A 26466-nucleotide genomic window follows, 5' to 3' on the forward strand; every position below is an offset into this window, starting at 1 on the left:
TTAACCAGTTCTTATAAAGCAAAAACTAGCCAATCCTTATAAATTATATGATAACCCCAAGGAAAGTACAAGAGTTGTATCTACTGAATCCTAGAATATCTGTCACCAGACAACCACATTGTCAAAGGCTAGCTTGTAAAAACGATTTCAAATTTAACGAATTATGGTACACTAAACGTACAAAATATCGAGGAGACTGATTATGATTCAACCATTATTTTTTACAGGTGTTATGCAAGAGAAAATCTGGGGAGGTACAAATCTTCGAGATCTTTTCGGCTACGATATTCCAAGTGAGCATACTGGAGAACTTTGGGCGATCAGTGCACACAAGAATGGACCTGCGACTGTTTCTCAAGGAGAGTACAAAGGTCAGACGTTAACAGAACTTTGGGATCAGCACCCTGAATTGTTCGGACACCAGCCAGGTGATGTTTTTCCACTTTTAACAAAAATTTTAGATGCTCAGACTGCACTATCTGTTCAAGTCCATCCAGATGACGCGTACGGATTAAAACACGAAGGTGAACTAGGCAAAACAGAATGCTGGTACGTAATTGATGCAGAAGACCAAGCGGAAATCGTTTTCGGCCATCACGCAAAAACAAAAGAAGCGTTTACTGAAATGATTCATGCTGGAGAATGGGATCAATTATTACGTTATGTGAAGGTGAAACCCGGTGATTTCTTTTATGTACCAAGTGGAACTGTCCATGCAATCGGTGGTGGCATTACGATTCTTGAAACGCAACAATCCAGTGATACTACTTACCGCGTTTATGACTATGATCGAAAAGATGAGGCTGGTCAAACTCGACCTTTACACATCCAGCAGTCTATTGATGTCACAACGATTCCACACGTGGATCCTAAACCTATGCAAAATGTAGTTAAGCAAGGTGATACTGAGATTAAAACTTTTGTTGATAATGAGTTCTTCAAGGTAGAAGAATGGGTTGTTGACGGAGAAACGATTCTTAAAGCAAGTGGACTATACACTCTTGTCAGCGTGCTAAAAGGTGAAGGGAGCATCATCGTCGATTCTACTAGCTATCCACTCACTAAAGGCACTCATTTCATCTTACCGCATGGTATAAATGAGTGGACACTTAAAGGTCATCTTCAAATTATTGCTTCTACACCAGGAGAAAATATTTAATGACTAGAATTTAATCTAAAGTAAATGAGGACCAGGAAGACTTTAGCTTCCTGGTCCTCATTTTTTAGAGTGTTTCCGAATAAATGGATGTAGTGCTTGCTTTGAAATCTGCATAACTACTAGCCAGTCCGTGTTCGCTGACGTCCATTCCCGCTTCCTCTTCTGCTGGAGATACTCTTAAGCCAATTGTAGAATCAATGACTTTGAACGTTATAGTCATTGTAGCAGCTACCCATACTATCACTGCAGCGACGCCAATAAACTGAATCAATAATAGTCCACCATTTCCTCCATAGAGCAATCCCCCGTCTGTAGAGAAAACTCCGATTAGAATTGTTCCAAGAGCCCCCGCAATTCCATGTACACCAAAAGCTCCGACTGGATCATCAATTTTTAATTTGTTTTCGACGAATTCTGTACCATAGATCATCGCAACAGAAGACAAAATACCGATCCCAAAAGCCCCCGCTGGTTGAACGACGGCACAACCGGCTGTAATACCAACCAACCCTGCAAGTGCACCATTTAACGTCAAGCTAACATCTGGCTTCCCGAATTTGACCCAAGACAAGATCATCGCAACGAGTGTTCCAGAAGCTGCTGATAGATTTGTATTTAACAATATAAGACCAATCAGACTCAATGACTCATCCCCAGAAGCTTCCAAAGTAGATGCTCCGTTAAACCCAAACCAAGCAAACCATAAGATAAATACCCCTAAAGCAGCCAATAACACATTGTGACCGGGTATTGACTGTGCACGACCTTGTTTATCAAATTTACCAATTCGCGGCCCAATGATCTTCGCGCCGATAATTGCTGTTACACCACCTACCATATGCACTGCTGTAGAACCGGCAAAATCTTGAAATCCTAAACTAGATAACCAGCCGCCTCCCCAGATCCAGTGGCCAGATATGGGATAAACGATTCCTGAAATAATAATAGTATAAAGCAAGTATGAACTAAATTTTGTTCTTTCTGCCATCGCTCCAGAAACAATGGTCGCTGCTGTTGCGCAAAAGACTGTTTGAAACATCAAGATTACGTATCCAGGTATATTCGTATCATAGTTTCCTGTTACAAAAAAGTCAGGTGTTCCAATAACCCCCGCTATACTTGGTCCAAACATAATTCCAAAACCAATCACCCAATAGAGTAAAGACCCCAGTACAAAATCCATGATATTCTTCATAATAATATTGCCTACGTTTTTAGCTCTTGTAAATCCTGATTCTAAAATAGCAAACCCTGCTTGCATAAAAAACACGAGCACAATCCCTAACAAAACCCAAATCGTATCAGTAGCTGACATGTATTGATTCCCCCTTTGATATGTTATGACTACTATACTTTTAAAGTGGTCTATTTATCAACAGCATTTAACCGTCTTCGTTCAATCTTAAGTATACCCCTTATATATCATTAAAATATCACTTTGATAACCCTTACCACTTTATATAATAATCATTTCACCCGAATTGGTCTATACAAAAAAAACAAGACCCTATCTAAAAGGTCTTGTTTTGTGAATCAATATCCAATTACTTTGCCGACAAAAGATTAAGCATAATCTTCGTTCTCTTCATAAGAAGCAAACTGACTATTGTAAAGATCTGCATAAAAGCCATCTTGTTCCATCAATTCATCATGATTTCCCGTTTCAATGACGTCTCCTTGGTTCATAACAATAATTTTATCCGCATCACGAATTGTAGACAATCTATGCGCAACTACAAAACTTGTTCTGTTTTCAAGCAAGTTCGTCATGGCTTTTTGAATGAGAATTTCCGTTCTAGTATCTACAGAAGACGTTGCTTCATCAAGAATCAATACTTCTGGATCAGCCAAGAATGCACGGGCGATTGTAATTAGTTGACGCTGTCCTTGGGAAATATTCGTTCCTTCTTCATTTAAAATCGTATTATATCCTTCTGGAAGTCTTCTGACAAAATCATCTACGTGCGCTGCTTTAGCAGCTGCATAAATTCGATCTCGGTCATGTCCGTGTTCTTCGCTACCGTAGGCAATATTATCCCAGATTGTACCATTAAATGACCAAGTATCTTGAAGAACCATTGAAAATTTCTTTCTAAGCTCAGGTTTAGGAATATCTCTTGTGTCTACCCCTTCAAAGCGTATGCTTCCGCCTTTAACGTCATAGAAGCGTTCCAAAAGGTTGATCAGCGTTGATTTACCTGCACCAGTTGGTCCAACTACAGCAATCATATCACCTGGTTTAACGGTTAGATTGAAATCGTTCATTAGTAATGCATCATCGGCTTCGTCTCCATAGCCAAACTGAACATGCTCAAACTCAACTTTATATGGTGTGTTGGGCTTGGGTTCAAATCCAGAAGATTCCTCTTGCATCTCTTCTTCATCCAACACTTCAAATACTCGCTCACAAGCAGCTATCGTCACTTGAATCGTATTAGCTAAGTTGGCAATTTGCCTTACAGGTTGCGAGAATTGATTCACGTACTGGATAAAAGCTTGTACATTACCAAGGGACATTGTTCCGTTAGCTACACCCATTCCTCCGACAATCGCTACACCAAAGTACCCTAAATCTCTTGAAAAGCTGACTAAAGGCATCATAATTCCCGATAGAAACTGGGCTTTTAATGAGGCATCGTTTAAGCGGTCACTTCTGTCATCGAATTTTTTAATTTCATCTTCTTCACGGTTATATGTTTTAACCACCGTGTGTCCTGAGAACGTCTCTTCTACATGATCATTTACATTTCCTAACTCACGCTGTTGATTCGCAAATTGCTTTTGTGATTTCGGTGCTACAAAAGCGATTAAAATCAAACTGATTGGTACTGTCGCAATTGTCACAAAGGTTAGTCGTAAATCAATCAAGCTCATTACGATCAAAACCGTTACAAACTGCACGACACTGATAATAAACTGAGTCAGTGACTGTTGCAAAGTATTGGCAATCTGATCCATATCGTTAACCGCACGTGAAAGGATATCTCCTGTTGAGTGCGTGTCATAATATTTAATCGGTAATCTAGAAATTTTTTCTTTTAATTCTTTACGCATATCATACACAGTTTTTTGAGCAATTCTAGCGGTGATAAATTGCTGAAAAAACTGAAAAACAGCTTGAGTAACGTATACGATAGCTACCGTAAGAATGATATTTTGAATGACCCCAAAATCAATCGGGAATCGATCAATCGTCTCGCCAGCTTCTTGCAGGCTTCTTCCTTCTTGAAGGCCTCTGTAAATCTCAGTTGTTGCTCGACCTAAAATATGGGGTGCTTGAGCAGACATGATTGTGGCTGCAATTGCTAGGAATAGTGTTGCAACAAGTGCCCAGAATCGAGTCGACATATATTTTATAAGTCTTAATACCGTTCCCCAAAAATTATTCGCTTTTTTTGCACGCATGTGGGCTGCGTTTCCTGTTCCACCTTTTGCCATTTAAATGTCCTCTCCTTTCAACTGAGATTCCATGATTTCCTGATAGACAGGGTTGTTTTCTTTCAATTCCTCATGTGTTCCTTTACCCACGACTGTTCCTTGATCTAATACAATGATTTGATCTGCATCAATAACTGTACTAATTCGTTGTGCAATAATAATGACCGCAGCGTCTCTAGTGTCAGGTTTCAAAGCCTCTCTTAGTTTCGCATCAGTCTTGAAATCAAGTGCAGAAAAAGAATCATCAAATACCAAAATATCTGCATTAGTAACGAGTGCTCTTGCAATACTAAGTCTTTGTCGTTGTCCACCGGAGAAGTTTCCTCCACCTTGTTCTACTCTTGAATCTAATTGTTTTGGTAAGCCCGAAACGAAATCTTTACCTTGAGCTACTTCCAGCGCATGCCAGATTTCTTCATCTGAGGCTTCTGGTCGACCATATTTCATATTTTCACGAATGGTCCCACTGAAAAGCAATGCTTTTTGGGGCGCAAATCCAATCAGTCGTCTTAATTCACCTTGTTTTACATCCCTAATATCAATACCATTTACTTTAATTTGACCACTTTCAACTTCGTAAAGGCGTGAAATCAGATTAGCTAAAGTTGTCTTACCAGATCCGGTACCTCCGATAATAGCCAGTCTTTCTCCTTTATTTAAAGTGAAGTTAATCCCTTCTAAAGCTGTCGCTTCTGCCCCATGATATCTGAAACTCACGTTATCAAATTGAACAGAGACGTCAGTATCCGTCAATTTCTTAGGGTTTTTAGGATCTTCAATTAAATTAGGTGTATTTAAAACTTCCATTACCCGTTCTGCTGCAACTTGGCCACGAGGCAGGAAGAACAACACCATTGAAACCATCATTACGCCGATTAAAATTTGCATAGCATAGGTCATGAAGGCAACCATATTCCCCACTTGCATATCACCCGTACTAATAAACTGTGCACCAAACCAAGTAATTAAAATATTTGTTACACTAACGGCTAAGACCATTGAGGGCATCATAAACGCCATGATAGTATTGGCTTTAATAGAAGTTTGAGCAAAATCCCAGTTCGCTTCATCGAAACGTTCACGTTCATAAGCATCTTTGTTGAAGGCACGAATAACCCGAATACCTGTTAGACCTTCACGAAAGATTCTATTCAAATTATCTGTTTTTCTTTGCATAGATTTAAATAATGGACTTGAAAATCTTAAAATGAACCAAATCAATGCACCTAGCACTGGCATTGTAATGAAGAATACGAAAGCAAGTCTTGGTTCTCTAGAGTAGGCCATTGCGCCAGCACCAATCATTAAAAATGGCGCTAATATCATAGTCCGCAAGACCATCATCATAACAAACTGTAACTGCATGATGTCATTCGTAGCTCTAGTAATCAGCGTGGACGTACCAAATCTGTCCAGTTCCTCATTTGTAAAATAAATAACCATGCGGTAAATTTTCTTTCTCAAGGTATGACCCAGTCCTTGAGACTCTTTCGCCGCAAAAAAAACATTTAAAAGAGCAGAAACAATTGTCAGGAGTGTGAATCCTAACATGAAAAAACCATTTCTTACGATATAATCAATGTTTCCTTCTGAAACCCCAAAGTCTATGATATTTGCAGTAATGGTTGGCATCGCCAACATCCCAGCAACTTGAACTGCCATAAAGAAGACAGTAATGAGTACATTCCAGGGATTCATAAATTTTGCTACTTTTCTCATACTTCATCCTCCATTTTTTCATCAGTTAACTCTTTTAAAACACCCTTTGTCATCCATTCTAAGCGTGTTGCAAATAATTTCTGCGTCTCTTCAATCGTCAACTCTTTCCAGAAGCCTTCCATAATCGTGTCATTTAAAATATTCAGTATATATCTTAAAATTGAAATAAATTCCTGATCCGTACACGCTTTAACTTGCTCTCTTTTAACGACATCAATCACTCGTTCATCTATAGGATGTTCCGTCTTGTTGTTAGAAGGAGTGGCAATAATCGTTGCGCCAGATTCCTGATTGATTTGATAATTCATATGCAGATACATATTTTCAAAAAAACCGAATTTCTCTGAATCCATAATATATTTGATATACTTTTCACCAAAAATTTTATAACCTTCATAGAAATCACCTTCTACTTCTTTAAAACTTTTAACCATCAATCGATTATAGTTATACTTGAATTTGCCTAATAAATAAAAATATAAGTCCTTTTTATCTTCAAAATATTGGTAAAAGCTTCCACGCGAGATTCCTGCATTTTTTACAATATTAGAAATCGAAGCTTCATTGAGCGATTTTTCAGTGAACTCCTTCATTGCTCCTGCAATCAATCTTTCTCTTTTTGACTCTGGTAAATTGAAAAATGTCTGTGTTGGCATATTTCCCCTCCTATTCCTCCAGGTTTCTTTATACATTATCTAATATGACATGGTGTCATGAAACATACTTTTGCTATTATATGTGACAGCGTGTCATAAATCAAGTCTAAGGTTTCAGTTTTTTTATGAAATGTACGCTCAAAAAAAGCCTCTTAAGATCAAGAGACTTTTCCTGTTATAGATTATTTTTCTACTACGTCTACGGTCTTTTCAGTCAAAGGCTGTTTTTCTTCATACAAATCAGAATGCCGTTGGTACCACTCAAACGCTCTTAAAACAATAATTTTCAACACCGCGTAGCCAGGAATTCCTAAAACAACACCCATAACACCAAACAGGCGACCTGCGACCAATAGTAAAAAGATAATATTAATTGGATGGATTTTTAAAGAATTACCTAATATTTGGGGTGAAATCACTCGCCCTTCAAGGAGTTGCTCAATGGCCATAACAATCAAAACTTTTAATAGCATAACAGGCGAATCTACTACCGCAATAATAACAGTCGGAATATATGCAATAAATGACCCCAGATAAGGGATTAAATTCAAAAAGCCTGCAAAGATCCCTAATGTTAATGCAAAATCAAGCCCGACAATTGAGAATCCAATCCAGAACATCAATCCTACGCAAGTAGCAACAAGCAACTGGCCTCTTACGTAATAACTGACCTGCCTGTTAATATCACCAAGAATATCTCGAACACTGGCTCGTATCTTAGTAGGAAGAACTTTCAAAACTTGATCTGGAAGCTGTTTACCATCTTTTAAAAGATAGTAAACAATAAAAGGTGTTGTAAATAAGGTGATGCCTAATCTTGTAAGGGTACCAAAGAAACTTCCGATTCCGCCGACTGTTATATTCAAGAAATTAGACGCTTGCCCACTAAAACTACTGATTAAAGAAGTATCACTCATCTGGTCCATAAAATCTGTAAAAGCTTCTGTACCGAGTAAACCATCTAACAACAACATCAGGCTATCCCAGTAACTTGGCCAATTGTTGATTAGAGATTCAAGCTGACTTTGAATAATTGGTACAATAAAGTTGATGCCTACAATAATAAACACAATAATCAGCGCAAATACGAAGGCGATGGCTGAATTTCTAGTAAACTTTTTCTTTACCAGCCAATCTACAGCTGGATTCAAAAGGTAATAGAATATCGTTGAAAAGACTAACGGCGGTCCAACGATACTGAATATAATTTCAATCGGTTTGAATAAATCCGACAATTGTTTGATCATAAACAGGTTAATGAAAACAAGCAAACTAACAAGTAGTATAGATACCACTTTATTATCAATAATTTTTTTCCAGAACCATGAATGACTAAATCCCTTAGTCTGATTGGTAGGTTGCTCTTGTTTCATAATGATTCTTCTCCTTTGACGTGTCACTTTCATAAATCATTCTATCATATTCTGAAAAGAATACCTTTAAAATCTCTTTAAAGAATGCCTCTTCAAGACCTTTGATGAATTCCGTTTCATAATTTATCCAAGTTTTGGTATACTGACCCTAACAACCTCAAACTAAAAGGAGGAGTCTGTTTATGACTCAGAAAGTTTTGTTAGGAACTTATACTAAGAAAGACAGCAAGGGAGTTTACAGCATCGAACTGGATCAAGAAAAAAAACAACTAAGTAATCTTGAACTTGTTGCTGAAGTTGGTAATCCAACCTATCTTGATATCTCAAACGATGGAAACACATTGTTTACCGTTTTAAAGGATAACGGTAAAGGTGGTATTGTTTCTTTTAAAAAGAACGAAGAAGGTACATTCACAGAAGCAAGCGTCAATGCCTCAGAAGGCTCTTCTCCTTGTTACGTTGCCTATGATGAAACAAGACAATTGGTTTATACTGCAAATTATCATGATGGTGAAGTTGCTGTATACAAAACAGATAGTGAAGGTTCACTTGAACTAACTGATAAAATCAAGCACTCAGGTAAATCTGTTCATGAAAACCAGAAATCTGCGCACGCACATTACTTCAATCTAACTCCTGATAATCGCTACCTTATTGCTTGCGATCTTGGAACAGACGAAGTGATTACTTATGAAGTAAACGACGAAGGTAAGTTATCAGAAGTTGATGTCATCTCAGTAGCTCCAGGAACTGGCCCTCGCCATATCGTGTTCCATCCAAATGAAAAATATGCTTACGTATTTGGTGAATTAAGTAGTGATGTTTTAACTTATGCTTACAACAGCGAGAGCGGTACGCTTTCACTTCTACAGACGATCTCTTCCATTCCTGAAGAACATACTGAGTTCAATGGTGGAGCTGCTATTCGTATCAGTAATGATGGCCGCTTTGTTTATGCTTCAAACCGAGGACATGATTCAATTGTGGTTTATGCTGTTCAAGAAGACGGCACATTGACACTTGTTGAATACGTTCCAACTGAAGGAGAAATCCCTCGTGATTTCAACCTCGATCCATCAAACCAGTTCGTAGTTGTTGGTCATCAAGACTCAGATAATCTAACGTTATTTGAAAGAGATTCAGATTCTGGTAAATTAACTTTACTCCAAAAAGACGTTTTTGCACCTGAAGTTGTTTGTGTGGCTTTTGTTAAATAAATCCAATCTATTTAGAGATGCTTTTGAATAAGCATCTCTTTTTTTGTTTGCAATTGCTTTTAATTAGTGTAAAATGAAATTATAACGAATTCGAGATAAATGAATTAGTTGTATTTTCGAAATTTGTGTATTGTTGTTTAAACTTGAAAGTAGAAAGCGTGATGACTATTTCAGAAATACAAGGATTTCACCATACTACAGCTTTTGCAAAATCCCTTAAAGAAAATCAGCAATTTTATATTCAAATTCTAGGATTACGTTTGGTCAAACAGACTGTTCATCAAGAAAACTTCAAGACCCCTCATCTCTTTTATGGTGACGATACTGGGACTGCCGGAACACTTCTCAGTTTTTTTATCTATCCTAAAATGGGACGTAGTTATTTAAACGATCATTATTACAAGTCGATCACACTGGCTATTCCTATAGGAAGTACTTTATACTGGAAAAAAAGATTGAACGACTTTATGATTCCTTTTAAAAGTAATGAGGATTCATCAATGCTTTATATAAAAGATCCAGATGGGCTTTCACTCATTTTATCTGAAGTAGAAGAACAACTGACAAAAGAACCTGTAAACCAAGGTTCTTCTATTCCCAAAAACAAGCAAATCGTCAGAATTCTTCAAGTAGACTTATCCGTTCCAGATGTGGATAAGGAAATAGACTTTTACCGTAATTTCCTAGGTTTAAAAGAACCTTCTCAAAATCTTTTAGTTTTCCACTCAACTGAAACAGCCAAGCCCTCGAGAATTGGAAGAGGCTCGATAGACCATATTGCTTTTAGCGTCAAAAACGAATCTGACTTGATGCTTTACAAGACTCGTGCAGAAAATTTGGGATATACTGTAGAAAAACTTGCAGACAGACAGTACTTCAAAAGTCTCTACGTTTTGAGTCCTTCAGGATTAAGAGTAGAACTAGCGACTCTTCGACCTGGTTTCACTTTAGATGAAACAGTAGAACAATTAGGCAATAGCATGATCACACCCAAACCATCACCAAATAAATTGGAGGAATAAATATGACAAATCAAGAAATCACAGGTATACACCACGTAACGGCTATGACAAGTAGTGCAGAGAAAAATTATGAATGGTTCACAAATATTATTGGTTTACGTCTAGTCAAAAAAACCGTTAACCAAGATGATATTCAGACTTATCACTTATTTTTCGCTGATGACGAAGGCAATCCAGGAACAGACATGACCTTTTTCGACTTTCCAAATAATCCTAAAGGTTCTAAAGGAACAAACGATATCTCAAGATCATCTTTTCGCGTGCCGAGCGATCGCGCATTAGACTACTGGTTGAAACGTTTTGAGCATTTTAACGTGAAACATTCTGAAATCAAGGAACAATTTGGAGTAAAAGTTATTCAGTTTGAAGACTTTGATGAACAACAATATCAACTTGTATCAGACGAAAATCTTGATGGCGTTGCTCCTGGTAAACCATGGAAAGATGGACCAGTTCCATTAGAATTTGCTGTATATGGTTTAGGCCCCGTTATCGTCAGAGTAGATGATTTCGATCAAATGGCTTCTGTACTTGAAGACACTTTGCAGTTTAGAAAAGTCAGTAAAGAAAATCAATATACGCTTTATGAAATGGGCAAAGGTGGAAATGGCGGTCGACTCATTATTGAAGAGAGCACTATCCTTCCTGCTGCACGTCAAGGATACGGGAGTGTTCACCATGTTGCTTTTAGAGTAGATGACAGAGCTGCATTGAATCATTGGACGGATCAATTAAGTAATCTGGGGTATGCAAACTCAGGATATGTAGACCGCTTCTACTTCGAGTCTCTTTATGCGCGTATGTATCCTGGCGTCCTCTTTGAATTTGCTACTGACGGTCCTGGATTTATCGATCACCAAGAAAATTATGAAACACTAGGAGAAAAATTGGCTCTACCACCTGCTTATGAAGCGCACCGTGAACAGATTGAAGGCCTAGTTCGTCCGATAGATACTGTAAGAAGCACAAAAGTATTTGAAAAAGAATACTTTGGATTTGGTGAGGTATAAACCATGCATCACTTTAAAGCAGGCGACTTATCGTCAAAACAACAATATAAGTTTATTTCTGGTAGTGTAATTCCTAGGCCAATTGCCTGGGTTACTTCCCTGAATGAGAAAGATGGCGTTGTCAATGCAGCTCCTTATAGCTTTTTCAGCGCTGCTTCAAACCAGTTGCCTTTGCTGACAGTGGCAGTTTTACGCGCCGGAGATAAAATTAAAGATACAACTCGCAATATTTTAGAGCAGAAAGAAGCCGTTGTTCATATCGTCAACGTCGAATTGACTAAAGACATGAATGAGACTTCTGCTCCACTTGCTCCTAATGAGACTGAACTAGATCGTACTAGCCTAAGCTTAGTGGATAGTCAAACCGTCAAAGTACCAGGAATCAAAGAAGCTAAAATTCGTTTTGAGACAAAATTGCATCAACATATTCCTGTAGAAGATGAGAATGGGCAGATTGTCACCGATTTATTTCTTTTAAAGGTAACAGATTTTTATTTCGATGAAATGGTATTCGATACGGAAAAAGAATATATTTTACCTGAAGCTTTGAATCCAACAGCTAGATTATCAGGAAACCAGTATGCTGAAATGGGTAACCTGTTTTCTTATGAACGACCAACTGAATAATCATCATAAAAAGCACCAACCTGTTAAAAGGTCGGTGCTTTTTAAAGTTCTCTTTTACTTTTTAGAAGAAATCGTTCCAATTTCTGTACCTCTAGCTGTTTCACCAGTTGTAGATAATTCAAATTTATCTACTTGATCCATATTACTAAATACGATAATTACAGTATTTTCTTTGCCTGCAGAAGCCAGTTCTTCTAGATTAACTGTAGAGACTTTAGTTTCAGGCGTTACCTTATCTCCTTCTTTTACTAAAGTATCAAAAGGTGCACCCTCTAGTTCAACCGTATCGATACCAATGTGAATCAATACCTCTACGCCATTATCTAGTAAAAGTCCAACAGCGTGTTGTGTAGGGAAGACACTGACAACCTTACCATTTCCCGGAGAGTAAATATCACCATCGCTAGGTACGATGCCAAATCCGTCTCCCATCATTTTTTGAGAAAATACTGGATCTTGTACGTCTTCGATTGCGATTACTTTACCATTTACTGGGTTCATCAACGTTTGAGCTGAATCTCCGTCACCGCTTTTGCCTTTCAAAAAATCAAACATTCCCATTTTTAACCCTACTTTCTTAAAATTTGTATTCTCGTACCCGACTACTTTGAATTGGTCGACTACTTGATTTAGTTCATCTTACCATAGTTTCACTGAATAGATGAACCAATACGTACAAAACAAGTGATGATAATCAAGTGATATCTTAATAAACCTTTAAACTTTCACCAAGTAGTTGGAAAATCTTAAAAATTTCGGTATGATAGACGAGGTCAAAATTTTACATAAAACGAATAGGAGTTTATTATGCTAATAGAAATTATCAAAGCCATTATTCTAGGAGTCGTTCAAGGTATTACTGAGTGGTTACCAATCAGTAGTACGGGTCATATGATTTTGTTCGATGAATTCCTTGTATTAGATGCCAGTACGCAATTCAAAGAAATGTTTTTCGTTGTGATTCAACTTGCTTCTATATTTGCGGTTATTCTGCTGTTCTTCAATAAATTAAATCCATTCGCGCCCTCAAAAACACATGCGCAGCAAAAAGAAACTTGGAACATCTGGTATAAAGTGCTCGTAGGCATCATACCTGCAGGAATTATCGGGATTTTATTTGAAGATCTCATCAACCAGTACTTTTATAATTGGGTAACCGTTTCAGTTGTGCTTATTATTTATGGTGTAGCTTTTATCATCATTGAAAAAAGAAATAAAGGTAAACAGCCGACCATATCTACTTGGGAAGAATTAACCTATAAAACAGCTTTTATCATCGGGATTTTCCAAGTGTTGGCTTTGATTCCAGGAACTTCAAGATCTGGTGCAACAATCATCGGTGCTATCTTGATTGGAGCGGCTCGCCCCATCGCTGCAGAATATTCTTTCTTCTTATCGATTCCTGTAATGGTTGGAGCAAGTGCGCTCAAACTGTTGAAATTTGGGTTTAATTTTACGACTGCTGAAATGACTACTTTACTAGTAGGTTGTATCGTCTCCTTTGTCGTTTCCGTTTTTGCTATTCGTTTCTTAATGGGATACATCCGTAGAAACGACTTCAGTGCTTTTGGCTGGTATCGAATTATTGCAGGTGTAGTCGTCATTGGTTACTTCTGGTTTATCGGCTAAACGATTGCTTTAAAGATCCTATACTATTTAAGCTACTCTGCCTAAAAAGCGGGTAGCTTTTTTATATGAACATAACCCGCAATCTCAACATTCAAATTAGCGATTTCTTAACAAGAGACTTACAAAACACCATCATTAAGACAATAATTAAAATATTTGTAATATAATGAAACGATTTCTTATAATATAAGCGAACAACTGTAATCTTTCTGATAACCTATTTGTGCTCATTAAAGGTATACTAGTATTAGACAAACAAAAGCTACGCGTTGTCAAAGGAGTATTTTCATAATGAAGCAGCTAACTTTTTTACAGAAACTCATGAACTGGATTAAACCAAGTCGCGTTCAAGCCAAATCTAATGAAGATCCTTTTTACGAATCAGATTTAATTGGAAATTGGTCAGTCAATGCACCAAAATCTTCAAAAAATATTTCCTTGGAAATTTCTTCTGAGGGGACAGATAAATACCATACCCAATCGATAAAGTCGATATTGCCTCAAGAAACACCTGGCCGTCTTGTACTTAGAGATAATTTTGGCTATCAATTAGTTGTTGAAAAAAAAGACGATGAACAATATGTGCTGTTTGATGAGTTAGACGATGCAACCTACCCTATTGAAAAAAAGTAACGAGCATTTATTTTATAGACTATTAAAAGCTCGCTCCAACAGATGCTGAGGCATCTATTGTAGCGAGCTTATTTTATTGATTTCAATTGATCAGGAATGTCGATATCAAGGTAAGCAAGAAAAGTAAACTTATTATCCATAGCACTTTATTTGTATCTTGTTTTTCCCCAGTAAGCATTTTTACAATCGGAAAAGCAATGAATCCATAAGCCATTCCTTCTACAATGCTACCTGTCAATGGAATCAATAATATGATTAATAATAAAGGAATCCATTCAACGATAGTCTTCACTTTGATATTCAAATTACCAATAATCATAGAACCTCCCGTTACAACAATGACCGGTCCTACAGCTTCAGAAGGAATATACGATAAAAATGGCGTAATGACGATAGAAAGCAAAAACAATCCACTGACTGTAACAGCAGTCAGTCCTGTTTTACCGCCTTCTGCTATCCCAGCACCACTTTCGGCAACGGGAATCGCAGGACTGGTCCCCAGTAGTCCTGATAACAAACCGGATATTGCCCCCACTTTGTATCCCTGATTTGTGCGTTTCTGATCTGGGATAAAGGCTTCTAGCATTCCAATCGTTTCAAATATCAGAAGCATTAGAAGTGAGAATACACCTAGCCAGAATTCGAAATCCAAAAACCGACTATAATCTGGTGCGCTTAAAAGCTCAGGATATCCTGCCAGAGCAGTTAAATCAAAACTAATGGGTTCAAAACTTTGACGGTTTACAAGCCAGTATAAAACCGTGGTCAAAAGGATTGCAATTAAGAAACCACCTTTAACGTTTAATTTCTTTAAAATAACGACTAGAATCAATCCAGCTAAACCGATCCAATTGAAATATATTTGGCGATCAATCAAAATTCCCATATTTTCTAAACCAATCAAGATTAGAAACAGTCCTATACCTATTGTGATTGCTTGTTTTAACTCTTTAGGTATTGATTCGCTGAATAGCGTCATAATGCCTAAGAAAGCAACGAGCACGAACAAAACGCCTGTCACCACAACTGCAGCAAGTCCTTCCTGCCATGTCAGACCTAAACCTGCTACCAATGTAAAAGCGAAAAAGGCGTTTTCTCCCATTCCTGGGGCCATAACCAATGGTGCGTTTGCCATAACACCCATCAAAAACGTTCCAATCGCTGCGACAAAGATTGTCGAAAATACACTATATTCAGCTGGTACACCAACTTGAGCCAGAATACTTGGATTTACAAATAAAATATAGGATACCGAAAAGAATGATACAATTCCTGCTAATACTTCTTGTTTAACGGTCGTTCCAAATTGAGTTAAATCGAATTTTTTGAACATTTTATCTCGTCCTTTTGCTTTACTTGGAATACAATACAGCAAGATTTAGTGTATCAAGTAAATTCTTAAATTGAAAGCAAAATATTACGCTAGACAAGAAGTCATTTAGTTATTTCACTCTTATCACGGTCTTAAACAGGTTCAATTAATGGATGTACGCCTTCTTTTCTTGTACATTGTGGTTTTGCTTTCCAAATTTCATCTGCATATCGCTTAATCGTGTAATCAGCCGAAAATGGTGCTGAAGCTGCAATGTTCAGTAAAGACTTACGATTCCATTCTCGCTTATCTTTATATAAAGCGTCAACCTTGTCTTGAGTATTTACATAATCATCAAAATCTTTTAATACAAAATATTCGTCATTGTAGTGTACCAGAGCGTCAAACACCGCTTCTCCTTCTTTTTGGGCATTCGGTATTGTTCCATCAACCAAAGCATTAAGGACTCTATTTAAGCGTTTATTTGAATCATAAATACCTCTTGAATCATAACTATGTGTCTGCTCGTAAGCTTTAACTTCTTCACTTGATAGACCAAATTTAAAGAGGTTTTCTTCTCCGACATACTCCATAATTTCAATATTTGCACCGTCAAGAGTCGCTAATGTTAACGCACCATTGGCCATTAGTTTCATGTTGCTTGTTCCAGAAGCTTCTTTACCCGCTAACGAAATTTGCTCACTGATTTCGGCTGCTGGAATGATTTTCTCGGCCAAAGATACACCATAATTTTCGAAGAAAACGACTTTGAGTTGATCTCCTACATCAGGATCATTGTTGACGAGTTCTGCTATCGAATTGATCAATTTTATAATTTGCTTTGCATAAAGATAACTCGGTGCTGCTTTTGCTCCAAAGATAAACACTCTTGGCTGTAAGCTAATTGAAGGATCATCTTTGATTCTCAGATATCGGTCTAGAATGTGTAAAGCATTCAAATGCTGTCTCTTGTAAGCATGCAGGCGTTTAATTTGAACATCAAATAGTGCCTCAGGATTAATTTTAAGAGATTGTACTTTTTCTACATAATCTGCAAGTCTAACTTTATTCTGATATTTAATTTCTGCTAACTGGTCTAGTGTTGGCTCATCTTTTTCCAAAGATTTAAGTAGCTTCAGTTCAGCAGGGTTCTGTTTCCACTCTTCACCAATTTTAGAATCGATTAGTTCTGTCAAAGTAGGATTGGCCAAGTGCATCCAGCGTCTTTGAGTAATTCCGTTCGTTTTATTATTAAATTTCCCAGGATATAGCGTAAAGAAATCTTTCAATACATCATTCATCAGTATATCGGTGTGTAATTGGGCTACTCCATTCACACTGTAACTTCCAATAATCGCAAGGTGAGCCATATTTACCATACCATCTTGAAGAATGGCTGTTTTCCAAACTAGAGACTCTCCATATAGTGGTAAGTTTTCTTCTACAAACCGGCGATTGATCTCATTTATAATCATATTTATTCTTGGTAAAAGTGACTCCATCATCTCAATAGGCCATTTTTCAAGCGCTTCTCTAAGCACTGTGTGATTTGTATAACTACAAGTTTTACTAGTTATTTCCCACGCTTGCTCCCAGCTCAAGTGTTCTTCATCAATCAAAATACGCATGAGTTCGGGCACTACAAGCGCTGGATGCGTATCATTAATATGAATGGCAATTTTTTCTGGAAAGTATTTTCTAGGTAAGTTGTATTTTTTAAATTGCCTTACAATAGACTGTACGCCTGCTGACACCATAAAGTATTCTTGTTTTAGTCGAAGCAATCTACCTTCATAATTGGAATCGTCCGGATAAAGAACTTCGGTAATTTCTTTGATTGGTTCTATTGCTTGAAGTGAATGATAGTTTTCTTCCTCTTCTAAAGGAATCTCAGCAGACCACAACCTCAAGTTATTGATCTTATTCGTCTTATACCCAACCATAGGTGTATCGTAAGGAACAGCTAATACATTCTGAGTATTTTCGTAGTGCGGAGTCATGCGACCTTGCTGATCTGGTTCTAGCCATACGTTGCCTCCAAAGCGAACAATGTATGATGACTGATCATTTCTTGTTTCCCAAACATTCTGGTTTCGCAACCAATATTCGGGCAATTCAACTTGATGTCCATCTACAAACTTTTGGCGGAATAAGCCGTATTGATATCGAATACCATTTCCATTCCCTGGAATACCCAAAGAAGCTAGAGAATCCATGAAGCAAGACGCTAATCTCCCAAGCCCACCATTTCCCAGTGCTGGATCTGCTTCCGCTTCGACTAAATGATTGAAATCAAGACCTAACGCCTGAACACCTTCTTCGATTACAGGTAAAATGTCCATATTATAGGCATTACTCTTCAGTTGACGTCCTGGCAAAAACTCCATCGAAAAATAATAAACCTGTTTGACTTTGTCCTTTAAGTATTGTTCCCGTGTAGATTTCCAATTTTCGGAAAGTTTATTTTTGATCAACGTACCTAATGCAGTATATTGTTGCTCATTCGTACCTTGGTCGTATGTGAAAGCATATATATTTTGAAATTGTTGCTTATATTCTTGAGTGAATGCATCTACTGAATTAAACATGGGTTCCTCCAATTCTAAATTCCGGGCATCTTTTAGTGATTATACAAATATCCCTTGAAATTTTCTACTCACAACTGAAAAAGAAAATCTCAAGGGATGCTTTTTTTTAATAACTCAAATATTTGTATTGGTCTAGATATTTCTCAGCTGATTTTTCCCAGCTATTATCTTTTTCCATCCCTCTGATCATCATACCCTTCCAATGGTCGGGGTGATCATAATAAACGGCTAAAGCACGATCAATTGTTTCAAGTAGCATAGATGCAGAGAAGCCATAAAAACTAAAACCAGTACCTTCACCACTACTACTATCATACGCTTGAACAGTATCTACAAGACCGCCCACTTCATGAACAATCGGTAGCGTTCCATAACGCAGGGAATTCAATTGAGACAAGCCACATGGCTCAAATTGTGATGGCATTAAGAACGCATCCGTACCTGCATAAATCAGTTGTGCAAGGTCGCTATCAAATTCGATTCTCGCACTAAATTTATCTGGATACTTTGAAGTGAAGTAACGGAATGAATCTTCAAAATATTCTTTTCCCGTTCCTAGAAGCACAACTTGGACATGACGATGCGTTAATAATTCATCCATTGCTTCTGCAATAAGCTGAACACCTTTTTGTTCATCTAGGCGAGTCACTACACCTAAAAGTGCTACTCCTTTGTCTTCTGGTAGTCCAAAAGCTTTTTGCAAGGCTAATTTATTTTCATATTTACCTGATAAATCTTCTGTAGAAAATTGAGCAGGAATGACTTTATCCTCAAGAGGATTATAGACGTCATAATCAATTCCATTCAAAATACCAACCAGTTTGTAAGAAATATTTTGCAGATCATGGTCAAGACCATAACCATTTTCAGGCGTCTTAATTTCTTCTGCATATGTCGGACTAACCGTTGTGACAAGGTCTGCGTAATATATACCACCTTTGAGCCAATTCACCTGATCGACTTCTTTTAAACCATGATCATGAAAAGCGCTATAACCCATATCAAAATAATCTGACAAGACATACTGGTCATATCTACCTTGATACAAAATATTGTGGATAGTCAAAACTGTCTTAACATCTTTCAAGGCATTTACCCAATGATATTTATCTCTTAGTAAAACAGGAATGACTGCTGTTTGCCAATCATTCGCGTGTAATACATCTGGGACGAAATTGACTTTTTCCATCATTTCAATGACTGCCATACTAAAGAAAGCAAAACGTTCACCATCGTCACCATAATCATAAAGATTTTCACGATCAAAGTAGAACAAGTTGTCGACAAAGTAATACGTCACGCCATCTTGTACGAGTTCTTTGATGCCACAATATTGATTACGCCAGCCTACACGTACATTAAAACTCGTTACGTCTTTGAGCTGGTCTACATACTGATCCGCCATCTTTTGCTTGAAAAAAGGCAGAACGACACGTACGTCGTTCTCGCCCTTAGCAAGCTCTTTTGGTAACGCACCTAGGACGTCACCTAAGCCACCAGTTTTAAAGAAAGGCGCGCATTCAGATGCTGTAAACAGAATATTCATACTGATGCCTCCCCTTTATTATTTTTCGTCTCCAGATACAATGGCATTTTTACTGATAACGACTGGATTTTCAGGCGTACCCTCTAGATGCGCACCTTTTTTAACATACACGTGTTTATCTAAAATAACATAGTTCAGATACGCACCTTCTTCAATGTAACAATCTTGCATAATAATTGAATTTTCAACTTGCGCATTTTTTGCAATATTCGCTTTTCTGAAAATCAATGAATTTTTAACAGATCCGTATACTTCACAGTCATTCGCAACTTGTGAATTATGAATCACTGCATTTTCACCATAGAAAGTGGGTGCAGAATTTTTCGATCGTGTCAATACAGGATCAGCTCTATAGAATAATGCATTAAAGTTGTCTTCATTCAGCATTTCCATATTTGCTTCAAAATAACTCTTAATATCTTCAATGGCTTTTAAATAGCCCGTATATTCAAATCCGTATACCTTATCGTTGTCTTCTAGCGCAAGCTCTGAAAGACTCTTAACACTTACGCAAAGATTTCGTTCTCTTGCTTTTTGTAAATAGTCTAAAAAAGTCTTCTTATTAATGACCATGACCTCAATACCAACAGCAAGTGCTTCTTCATCCATACCCACTTCAGTAAGAGGCGTAATATTGTTGATTCGGCCTTGGCGCTCTTCGTCGAATTCGTATGCATTGTATGAAGAGTCTTCTCTAAATAAATTACGATCTAGTTTTTTATAGGCAATGGTTACATCACTATCTTTATCGTTGTGATAATTTACAATTGACTTGATTTGAATATTTGAAAGCATACTAGAACCCATTAACAAAATATACTCTGCATGGGAACGTGTTACATATTTATAGTGATCATCGTAATAAGCTGGAGTGTAATGTTCTTCTGCATTAGACGTTTTCAGACGAATTTGGGAATGTGTAAATACCCCTCCGCCTGCAATTGAGTCAAGTCCCCATGTTGCACCTGATCTAATGTGGTCATACAAAGAATGACCCGATTCAGAAATGAATAACGCTGCTGAAACAGCTTCAGCGTTGTAAAGACTTGAGAAAGGGAAATCAATTAATCTGTAACGACAAGCAAATGGTAAAGAAGCAATCGGTCTTCTCTCCGTTAGAGGTCTTAACTTATCTTCATTTTCTACCAAATTAAATATTGCTGCAATTTCATTCCGCATCTTTGTATCCTCCTACTTCTTCTCCGTAGCCTACTACTGAAATCTCACCATTATCACCGATAATTTCTGCACCGTCGTAAACGTACGCATTCTCTCCAATAATTGCTTTGGTTATGGTAACATTTTCTCCAATTACTGCTCCTGACATGATCACACTATCTTTTACAACAGAATTCTTACCGATTTTAACATTATGCGAAAGAACGGAGTGATTAACTTCCCCTGCGATGTAACAACCATCAGTAATCATAGAATCTTTTACTTTAGCTGTATCCGTTAAAAACTGTGCTGTTGTATTCGGATTTTGTGAGTAGACTTTCCAGTTTTTGTCTCGAATATTTAATTCATGATCAGGATTCAAAAATTCCATATTTGCGGCCCATAGACTTTCAACTGTTCCAACATCTTTCCAGTACCCTTTAAAGGAATAAGCATATACAGACTCGCTGTTTCTCAAGTATGCTGGAATAACATGGTGGCCAAAGTCATCCATTTGTCTATTTTTTGCTTGATTATCTACAAGATATTGCTTTAGTCTTGGCCAGTTGAAGATGTAAATCCCCATTGAAGCTAAGTTAGATTTTGGCTCTGCCGGTTTTTCTTGAAATTCAGTGATCCGCTCTGTGCGATCAGTATTCATAACACCAAAACGTGAAGCTTCTTCCCATTCAACGGGCATAACACCAACTGTCAAAGAAGCTGCTTTTTCTTTATGGAAATCCAACATTTTCTCGTAATCCATTTTATAGATATGGTCTCCTGAAAGAATGACAACATAATCCGGATTTTGCGCATCAATAAAACTGATATTCTGATAAACAGCATGTGATGTCCCTTTAAAGAATTTTTCTCCATCAACACTTGAATAAGGCTGCAAAATAGTTGCGCCCCCGTTGTGACGGTTTAGTCCCCAGCTTGCCCCATTACCAACGTGCTGATTCAAGACTAATGGTTGATACTGTGTTACTACACCTACATTATTGATTCCTGAATTGGCACAATTGGACAAGGCGAAGTCTATGATACGATAATTACCACCGAATGGTACAGCTGGTTTGGCAATTTGTTTTGTCAGTTTTCCTAATCTAGACCCCTGTCCACCAGCTAATATCATTGCTACTGTTTCTGTTTTCATCTATATTCGGAAGTCTCTAAGAGAACTTCCTTCCCTCCTTTTTCTTGGTGAGTCTGTTTGCGATGACCTTTCGATGCTATTAAAAAATTAAGATGATTTTGGAACACCGTATACTCTTTTAGGTTTAAGAATGATGATACTTAATGCAGGTAACATCAACTCAACAGATTGCTCATACCCGTTAGTGGAAATTGCATCGGTTTTTAAGACCCCTTGCCCTTTTGTCCATGTCCCACCTAAAGTGTCAAGTTCTGTATTCCACACTTCTTCGTATTGCCCTTTAAACGGTACACCAACTCGAACATTATGGCGTTCTACCGGAACAAAGTTGCAAAGAATAATTAGAAAGTCTCTAGTTTTTTTACCTTTTCTAATAAAAAATAACGTAGTCTGTTCATTATTTGAAGCATCTAAAATTTCTAAACCGTCTGTTTGATGATCGATTTCCCATAATGCTTTTTCGTTCTTATAAAAACTGTTTAATCTTTTTGTAAACTCAAGGTGACGATGGTTGTAAGGATCTTCTAATTTTGTCCATTCCAAGCCTTCATCAAATCGCCACTCCAGAAATTGTCCAAATTCTGATCCCATAAACTGCAACTTTTTCCCAGGATGCATCATTTTGTACGTTTCAAGTGTTCTGAGTCCTGCGAACTGGTTGTATCGGTCTCCAAACATTTTATCCATCAATGACTTTTTCCCGTGAACCACTTCGTCATGGGAAATTGGAAGGACAAAGTTTTCATTGAATGTATACATGAAAGAGAACGTAATTAGATCAAAATGTTGTTTTCTTTCAATTGGATCCATTTCAAAGAATTTCAATGTATCGTTCATCCATCCCATATTCCATTTATAGTTGAAACCTAATCCCCCCTCATGGACAGGGTGTGTAACTTTACTCCAAGCTGTACTTTCTTCAGCCATGACTAACAAGTCAGGGTGTCGTTCAAATAACACTCGATTCATTTTCTGTATAAAAGCAACACCATCTCGATTATGGTTAGATCCATCTTCATTCAGTGTGTATTCCCCGATATCATAATCCAGATAAAGCATATTACTTACAGCATCAACCCTCAAACCATCAAGGTGAAACTGTTCTATCCAGAATAAAGCATTAGATATCAAGAAACTATGAACTTCAGATTTTGATAAATCAAAATTCAATGTACCCCACCTATTATTGACTGCACGATTTTCATCTGTATATTCAAATTGTGGCGTTCCATCAAAATAAGCTAGTGCATAAGCGTTTCTATTGAAATGACCTGGAACCCAGTCCATTATGACTCCAATATTTGCCTTATGTGCGGCTTCAACAAAATCTTGAAACTCTTCCATCGTGCCATATTTTGAAGATAAGGCATAAAATCCAGTCGTTTGATACCCCCAACTAGCGTCTAGCGGATGCTCCATTAAAGGTAGAAATTCAATATGTGTGTATCCCATCTCTTTAACATACGGAATAAGCTCTTCTTGAAGCTGTTTGATTGAATACCAAGATCCATCTTCATTACGTTTCCATGAACTCAAATGTACTTCATATATATTTAAAGGCCGTTCATAGACTGACTTGCGTTTTCTATTCGCCATCCATAGTCCATCAGACCATTTCTTTTCAGGAAGTCCTTTAACAATTGAAGCGTCCTTAGGTCTGATTTCAAATTCTTTTGCATAAGGATCAATTTTGTAAGTAATTGTTCCATCCTGCTGTACAATTTTGTATTTGTAGTGGTCACCTGTCTTGGCTTCTGGTACAACCATGGACCAGGTTCCTGTTTCAGATACTCTTTGCATCACGGCTTCCTCTTGCCATTGATTGAAGTCTCCTACTACATATACTTCAACTGCATGAGGTGCCCATACAGTAAAACGAAAACCATTGCGCAACTCAGTTGTTCCTAAAATATAGTAACTATCAAAGTTTTCTCCTTTGTTGAATAAGTAAAGTGACTTTTCCATTTCTGAATCAGTCATCTTGGATGAAAATTCATTATCCATTCAAGAAGACCTCCTTTCACTTATAATATAAAACGAGACGCTTCCTAAGAAACTACTCCCATGTGATGATAAATTTATATAAATATTCTATACGTTACAAATCTCATTTTTATTCTCTTATACCGATATTGTATCCTAACTTCATTATAACACCAAACAATTTCACTTATTCTATCCTATATGTATAATGTGTGCTAAAGTATTGTAAAGATTATATTATTCGCGTAACGATTCATTCTGTTAGAATATTAAGCACTTAAATTGAGCGAACTCTGTATAGAACATTTCAAATAATTACTTATACTCATTTATAATTATTCATTTATATTTTTAAGGAATCTATCGGGATATAATTTGCATCATATCAGATTTCAATCATCTTTTCTGTTAAAATTAATGCATAATTAACATCATAAAAAACATGATTGTTTCATAATCAAAATTCATTTAATTATATAAATCGCTAAGCAACAATAAGTAAAATCATTTGGGTTATCCGCCTCTAGACCGATGACTTTATAACAATAAAATGCTATCATTAGTATTGTAAGGTGATCGAAGGAGGTTACATACCGAGTAAAGGAGGCTAAAAAATGGAAGGATTACTACTCGCTATTGGTTTTATTGGAGTTGCTATTGCGATTTTGACACCACTATCAAAAACTGGTTTTTCAGTCACAATGCTCAGCTTTATTGCTTACTTTAGTGTCATTGGAATTGATACTTGGTTACCATTAGTTCTATTCACAGCTGGTTTACTATTGATTATCTTTGAGATCTTTGTTCCAGAGTTCGGCGTTGCCGGAATACTGGGTGCACTCTTTTTGATATCCGGTCTCTACCTGACCCTTGGAGATATTGCCATGACGATTAGAGATTTAAGTATGGCGATTGTGATTACGTCTGGTGTTGTATTCTATCTCGTAAGAACTGGTTATTCCCTTACGAATGTCAATAAATTGATATTGAATACTGATATGAAAGGCAATCAGAAATCAGCTACAAAAAAATCTACTATACAGATTGAACCAGGTCTTGAAGGCGTCACACAAACACCTTTACGTCCATCCGGTAAAGTCTCATTTGGAACTACAGATGGAATCTTAGTAGATGTATTAAGTGACGAAGGATACATTTCAAAAGATGTGACCGTCGTTATTGATAAAGTTTTGGGTACAAAAGTCATTGTAAGAAAAAAATAGAATAGGAGACAAACTATATGAATGAATTTATGTTAGATGGTTTTTATGGCATCATCATTTTCGCGGTCATCGCAATTGTTTTAATCAGTATTTTCTTAAGATTCGTTCCAGTTGGATTATGGGTTACAGCCTACTTCTCTGGTGTTAAAGTAGGTATTGGTACTTTGATTGGTATGAGATTGCGTCAAGTTAGTCCTCACGCGATTATTAGACCTTTGATTAAAGCAACTAAAGCAGGTATCACCCTTTCTACAAACGAATTAGAAGCACATCACCTTGCCGGTGGTAATGTGAATGCTGTTATCGATGCATTGATTGCTTCTTACCGTGCAGATATTGATCTTGAATTCGAAAAAGCTGCGGCAATCGACTTAGCTGGTCGTAACGTATTTGAAGCCGTTCAATTTTCAGTTAATCCTAAAGTCATCGTTACTCCAGATATCGCCGCGGTTGCTAAAGATGGTATCGAAATCGTAGCAAAAGCGAAAGTGACTGTTCGTGCAAATATCGAGAGATTAGTCGGTGGTGCTGGTGAAGATACAATCATCGCTCGTGTTGGTGAAGGTGTTGTAACAACTGTAGGTTCTGCAGACAAGCACTCAGACGTTCTTGAAAATCCAGATATGATTTCTAAAACTGTATTAAGTAAAGGGCTGGACTCCGGTACTGCCTTTGAGATTCTATCTATTGATATTGCGGATATCGATGTCGGCCGTAATATCGGAGCTAAACTACAAACAGAACAAGCTGAAGCGGATAAAAATATCGCCCAAGCAAAAGCTGAGGAAAGACGCTCTATGGCGATTGCCCAAGAACAAGAGATGCGTGCTGAAACTCAAAAAATGCGTGCTAAAGTTGTTGAATCCGAAGCTAGTGTACCGCTTGCTATGGCCGAAGCACTTCGTAAAGGTCAAATCGGCGTAATGGATTACTATAAAATGCAGAATATAAATGCTGATACTGATATGAGAAGTTCTATATCAAATCAAGCCGGACCTACTGACGAAGAAGAGTGAT

The 26466-nt window shown here is 37.3% G+C and carries 21 protein-coding genes; 9 read left to right on the forward strand and 12 right to left on the reverse strand.

The window, feature by feature from the left end:
* Positions 1-202: 202 nt before the first annotated feature.
* Positions 203-1159 carry a mannose-6-phosphate isomerase, class I gene (gene manA / locus ACFP65_RS04410; protein WP_379916265.1) on the forward strand — a complete coding sequence of 319 codons (957 nt, stop codon included), beginning with the start codon at positions 203-205 and terminating at the stop codon, positions 1157-1159.
* Between the two features lie 64 nt (positions 1160-1223).
* Here manA and ACFP65_RS04415 read toward each other — a convergent pair whose 3' ends face one another.
* From ACFP65_RS04415 to ACFP65_RS04435, 5 genes are all read right to left on the reverse strand, one after another.
* On the reverse strand, positions 1224-2474 hold the full coding sequence (locus tag ACFP65_RS04415; RefSeq protein ID WP_379916267.1) for an ammonium transporter: 1251 nt from the start codon (positions 2472-2474) through the stop codon (positions 1224-1226).
* A 248-nt stretch (positions 2475-2722) separates the two neighbouring features.
* Positions 2723-4597 (reverse strand): ABC transporter ATP-binding protein, encoded by a 1875-nt coding sequence (locus ACFP65_RS04420; RefSeq protein WP_379916269.1) that lies wholly within the window; start codon positions 4595-4597, stop codon positions 2723-2725.
* Positions 4598-6316, reverse strand: coding sequence for an ABC transporter ATP-binding protein (locus ACFP65_RS04425; protein ID WP_379916270.1), 1719 nt, complete (start codon positions 6314-6316; stop codon positions 4598-4600).
* Positions 6313-6972 (reverse strand): TetR/AcrR family transcriptional regulator, encoded by a 660-nt coding sequence (locus tag ACFP65_RS04430; protein WP_379916272.1) that lies wholly within the window; start codon positions 6970-6972, stop codon positions 6313-6315. The genes ACFP65_RS04425 and ACFP65_RS04430 overlap by 4 nt, the downstream gene beginning before the upstream one ends.
* A 182-nt stretch (positions 6973-7154) precedes the next feature.
* Positions 7155-8345, reverse strand: coding sequence for an AI-2E family transporter (locus ACFP65_RS04435; protein WP_379916274.1), 1191 nt, complete (start codon positions 8343-8345; stop codon positions 7155-7157).
* A gap of 182 nt (positions 8346-8527) precedes the next feature.
* On the opposite strand from ACFP65_RS04435, the gene ACFP65_RS04440 reads away from it, so the two are divergent.
* The 4 genes from ACFP65_RS04440 to ACFP65_RS04455 all read left to right on the forward strand — a co-directional run bounded on the left by ACFP65_RS04440 (position 8528) and on the right by ACFP65_RS04455 (position 12221).
* Entirely contained in the window at positions 8528-9562 is a 1035-nt protein-coding gene (locus ACFP65_RS04440; protein ID WP_379916276.1) for a lactonase family protein, read from the forward strand.
* A gap of 161 nt (positions 9563-9723) precedes the next feature.
* Positions 9724-10584, forward strand: coding sequence for a VOC family protein (locus ACFP65_RS04445; protein WP_379916278.1), 861 nt, complete (start codon positions 9724-9726; stop codon positions 10582-10584).
* A gap of 2 nt (positions 10585-10586) precedes the next feature.
* Entirely contained in the window at positions 10587-11594 is a 1008-nt protein-coding gene (locus ACFP65_RS04450; RefSeq protein ID WP_379916280.1) for a ring-cleaving dioxygenase, read from the forward strand.
* A gap of 3 nt (positions 11595-11597) precedes the next feature.
* The gene (locus tag ACFP65_RS04455; RefSeq protein ID WP_379916282.1) at positions 11598-12221 is read left to right on the forward strand and encodes a flavin reductase family protein; all 624 of its coding nucleotides are present in this window, start codon (positions 11598-11600) and stop codon (positions 12219-12221) included.
* 54 nt (positions 12222-12275) lie between these two features.
* Here the strand turns inward: ACFP65_RS04455 and ACFP65_RS04460 are convergent, their stop codons facing one another.
* Complete coding sequence (locus tag ACFP65_RS04460) at positions 12276-12782, reverse strand: PTS sugar transporter subunit IIA (RefSeq protein ID WP_379916284.1); 507 nt, start codon at positions 12780-12782, stop codon at positions 12276-12278.
* Between the two features lie 243 nt (positions 12783-13025).
* Between ACFP65_RS04460 and ACFP65_RS04465 the strand changes: the two genes are divergently transcribed.
* Positions 13026-13850 (forward strand): undecaprenyl-diphosphate phosphatase, encoded by an 825-nt coding sequence (locus ACFP65_RS04465; RefSeq protein ID WP_379916463.1) that lies wholly within the window; start codon positions 13026-13028, stop codon positions 13848-13850.
* A gap of 291 nt (positions 13851-14141) precedes the next feature.
* A complete protein-coding gene (locus tag ACFP65_RS04470; protein WP_379916285.1) occupies positions 14142-14483 on the forward strand; it encodes a DUF4828 domain-containing protein in 342 nt (113 codons plus the stop codon).
* 82 nt (positions 14484-14565) lie between these two features.
* Here the strand turns inward: ACFP65_RS04470 and ACFP65_RS04475 are convergent, their stop codons facing one another.
* The 6 genes from ACFP65_RS04475 to glgB all read right to left on the reverse strand — a co-directional run bounded on the left by ACFP65_RS04475 (position 14566) and on the right by glgB (position 24247).
* Positions 14566-15816: an NCS2 family permease gene (locus tag ACFP65_RS04475; protein ID WP_379916287.1), complete on the reverse strand. Its 1251-nt coding sequence runs from the start codon at positions 15814-15816 to the stop codon at positions 14566-14568.
* Positions 15817-15947: 131 nt separating this feature from the next.
* Positions 15948-18383 (reverse strand): glycogen/starch/alpha-glucan phosphorylase, encoded by a 2436-nt coding sequence (locus tag ACFP65_RS04480; RefSeq protein ID WP_379916289.1) that lies wholly within the window; start codon positions 18381-18383, stop codon positions 15948-15950.
* 106 nt (positions 18384-18489) lie between these two features.
* Positions 18490-19929, reverse strand: coding sequence for a glycogen synthase GlgA (glgA, locus tag ACFP65_RS04485; RefSeq protein WP_379916291.1), 1440 nt, complete (start codon positions 19927-19929; stop codon positions 18490-18492).
* An 18-nt stretch (positions 19930-19947) separates the two neighbouring features.
* A complete protein-coding gene (gene glgD / locus ACFP65_RS04490; RefSeq protein ID WP_379916293.1) occupies positions 19948-21108 on the reverse strand; it encodes a glucose-1-phosphate adenylyltransferase subunit GlgD in 1161 nt (386 codons plus the stop codon).
* Positions 21098-22243: a glucose-1-phosphate adenylyltransferase gene (locus tag ACFP65_RS04495; RefSeq protein WP_379916295.1), complete on the reverse strand. Its 1146-nt coding sequence runs from the start codon at positions 22241-22243 to the stop codon at positions 21098-21100. Before ACFP65_RS04495 ends, glgD begins: the two co-directional genes overlap by 11 nt.
* A gap of 87 nt (positions 22244-22330) precedes the next feature.
* Complete coding sequence (gene glgB, locus ACFP65_RS04500; RefSeq protein ID WP_379916297.1) at positions 22331-24247, reverse strand: 1,4-alpha-glucan branching protein GlgB; 1917 nt, start codon at positions 24245-24247, stop codon at positions 22331-22333.
* Positions 24248-24840: 593 nt separating this feature from the next.
* On the opposite strand from glgB, the gene ACFP65_RS04505 reads away from it, so the two are divergent.
* Together ACFP65_RS04505 and floA are read left to right on the forward strand one after the other, a co-directional pair.
* A complete protein-coding gene (locus ACFP65_RS04505; RefSeq protein WP_379916299.1) occupies positions 24841-25449 on the forward strand; it encodes a hydrolase in 609 nt (202 codons plus the stop codon).
* Between the two features lie 17 nt (positions 25450-25466).
* On the forward strand, positions 25467-26465 hold the full coding sequence (gene floA, locus ACFP65_RS04510; protein WP_379916300.1) for a flotillin-like protein FloA: 999 nt from the start codon (positions 25467-25469) through the stop codon (positions 26463-26465).
* Position 26466: the final 1 nt, after the last annotated feature.

Source organism: Marinilactibacillus sp. GCM10026970, assembly GCF_042660675.1.
GTDB lineage: Bacteria > Bacillota > Bacilli > Lactobacillales > Carnobacteriaceae_A > Marinilactibacillus.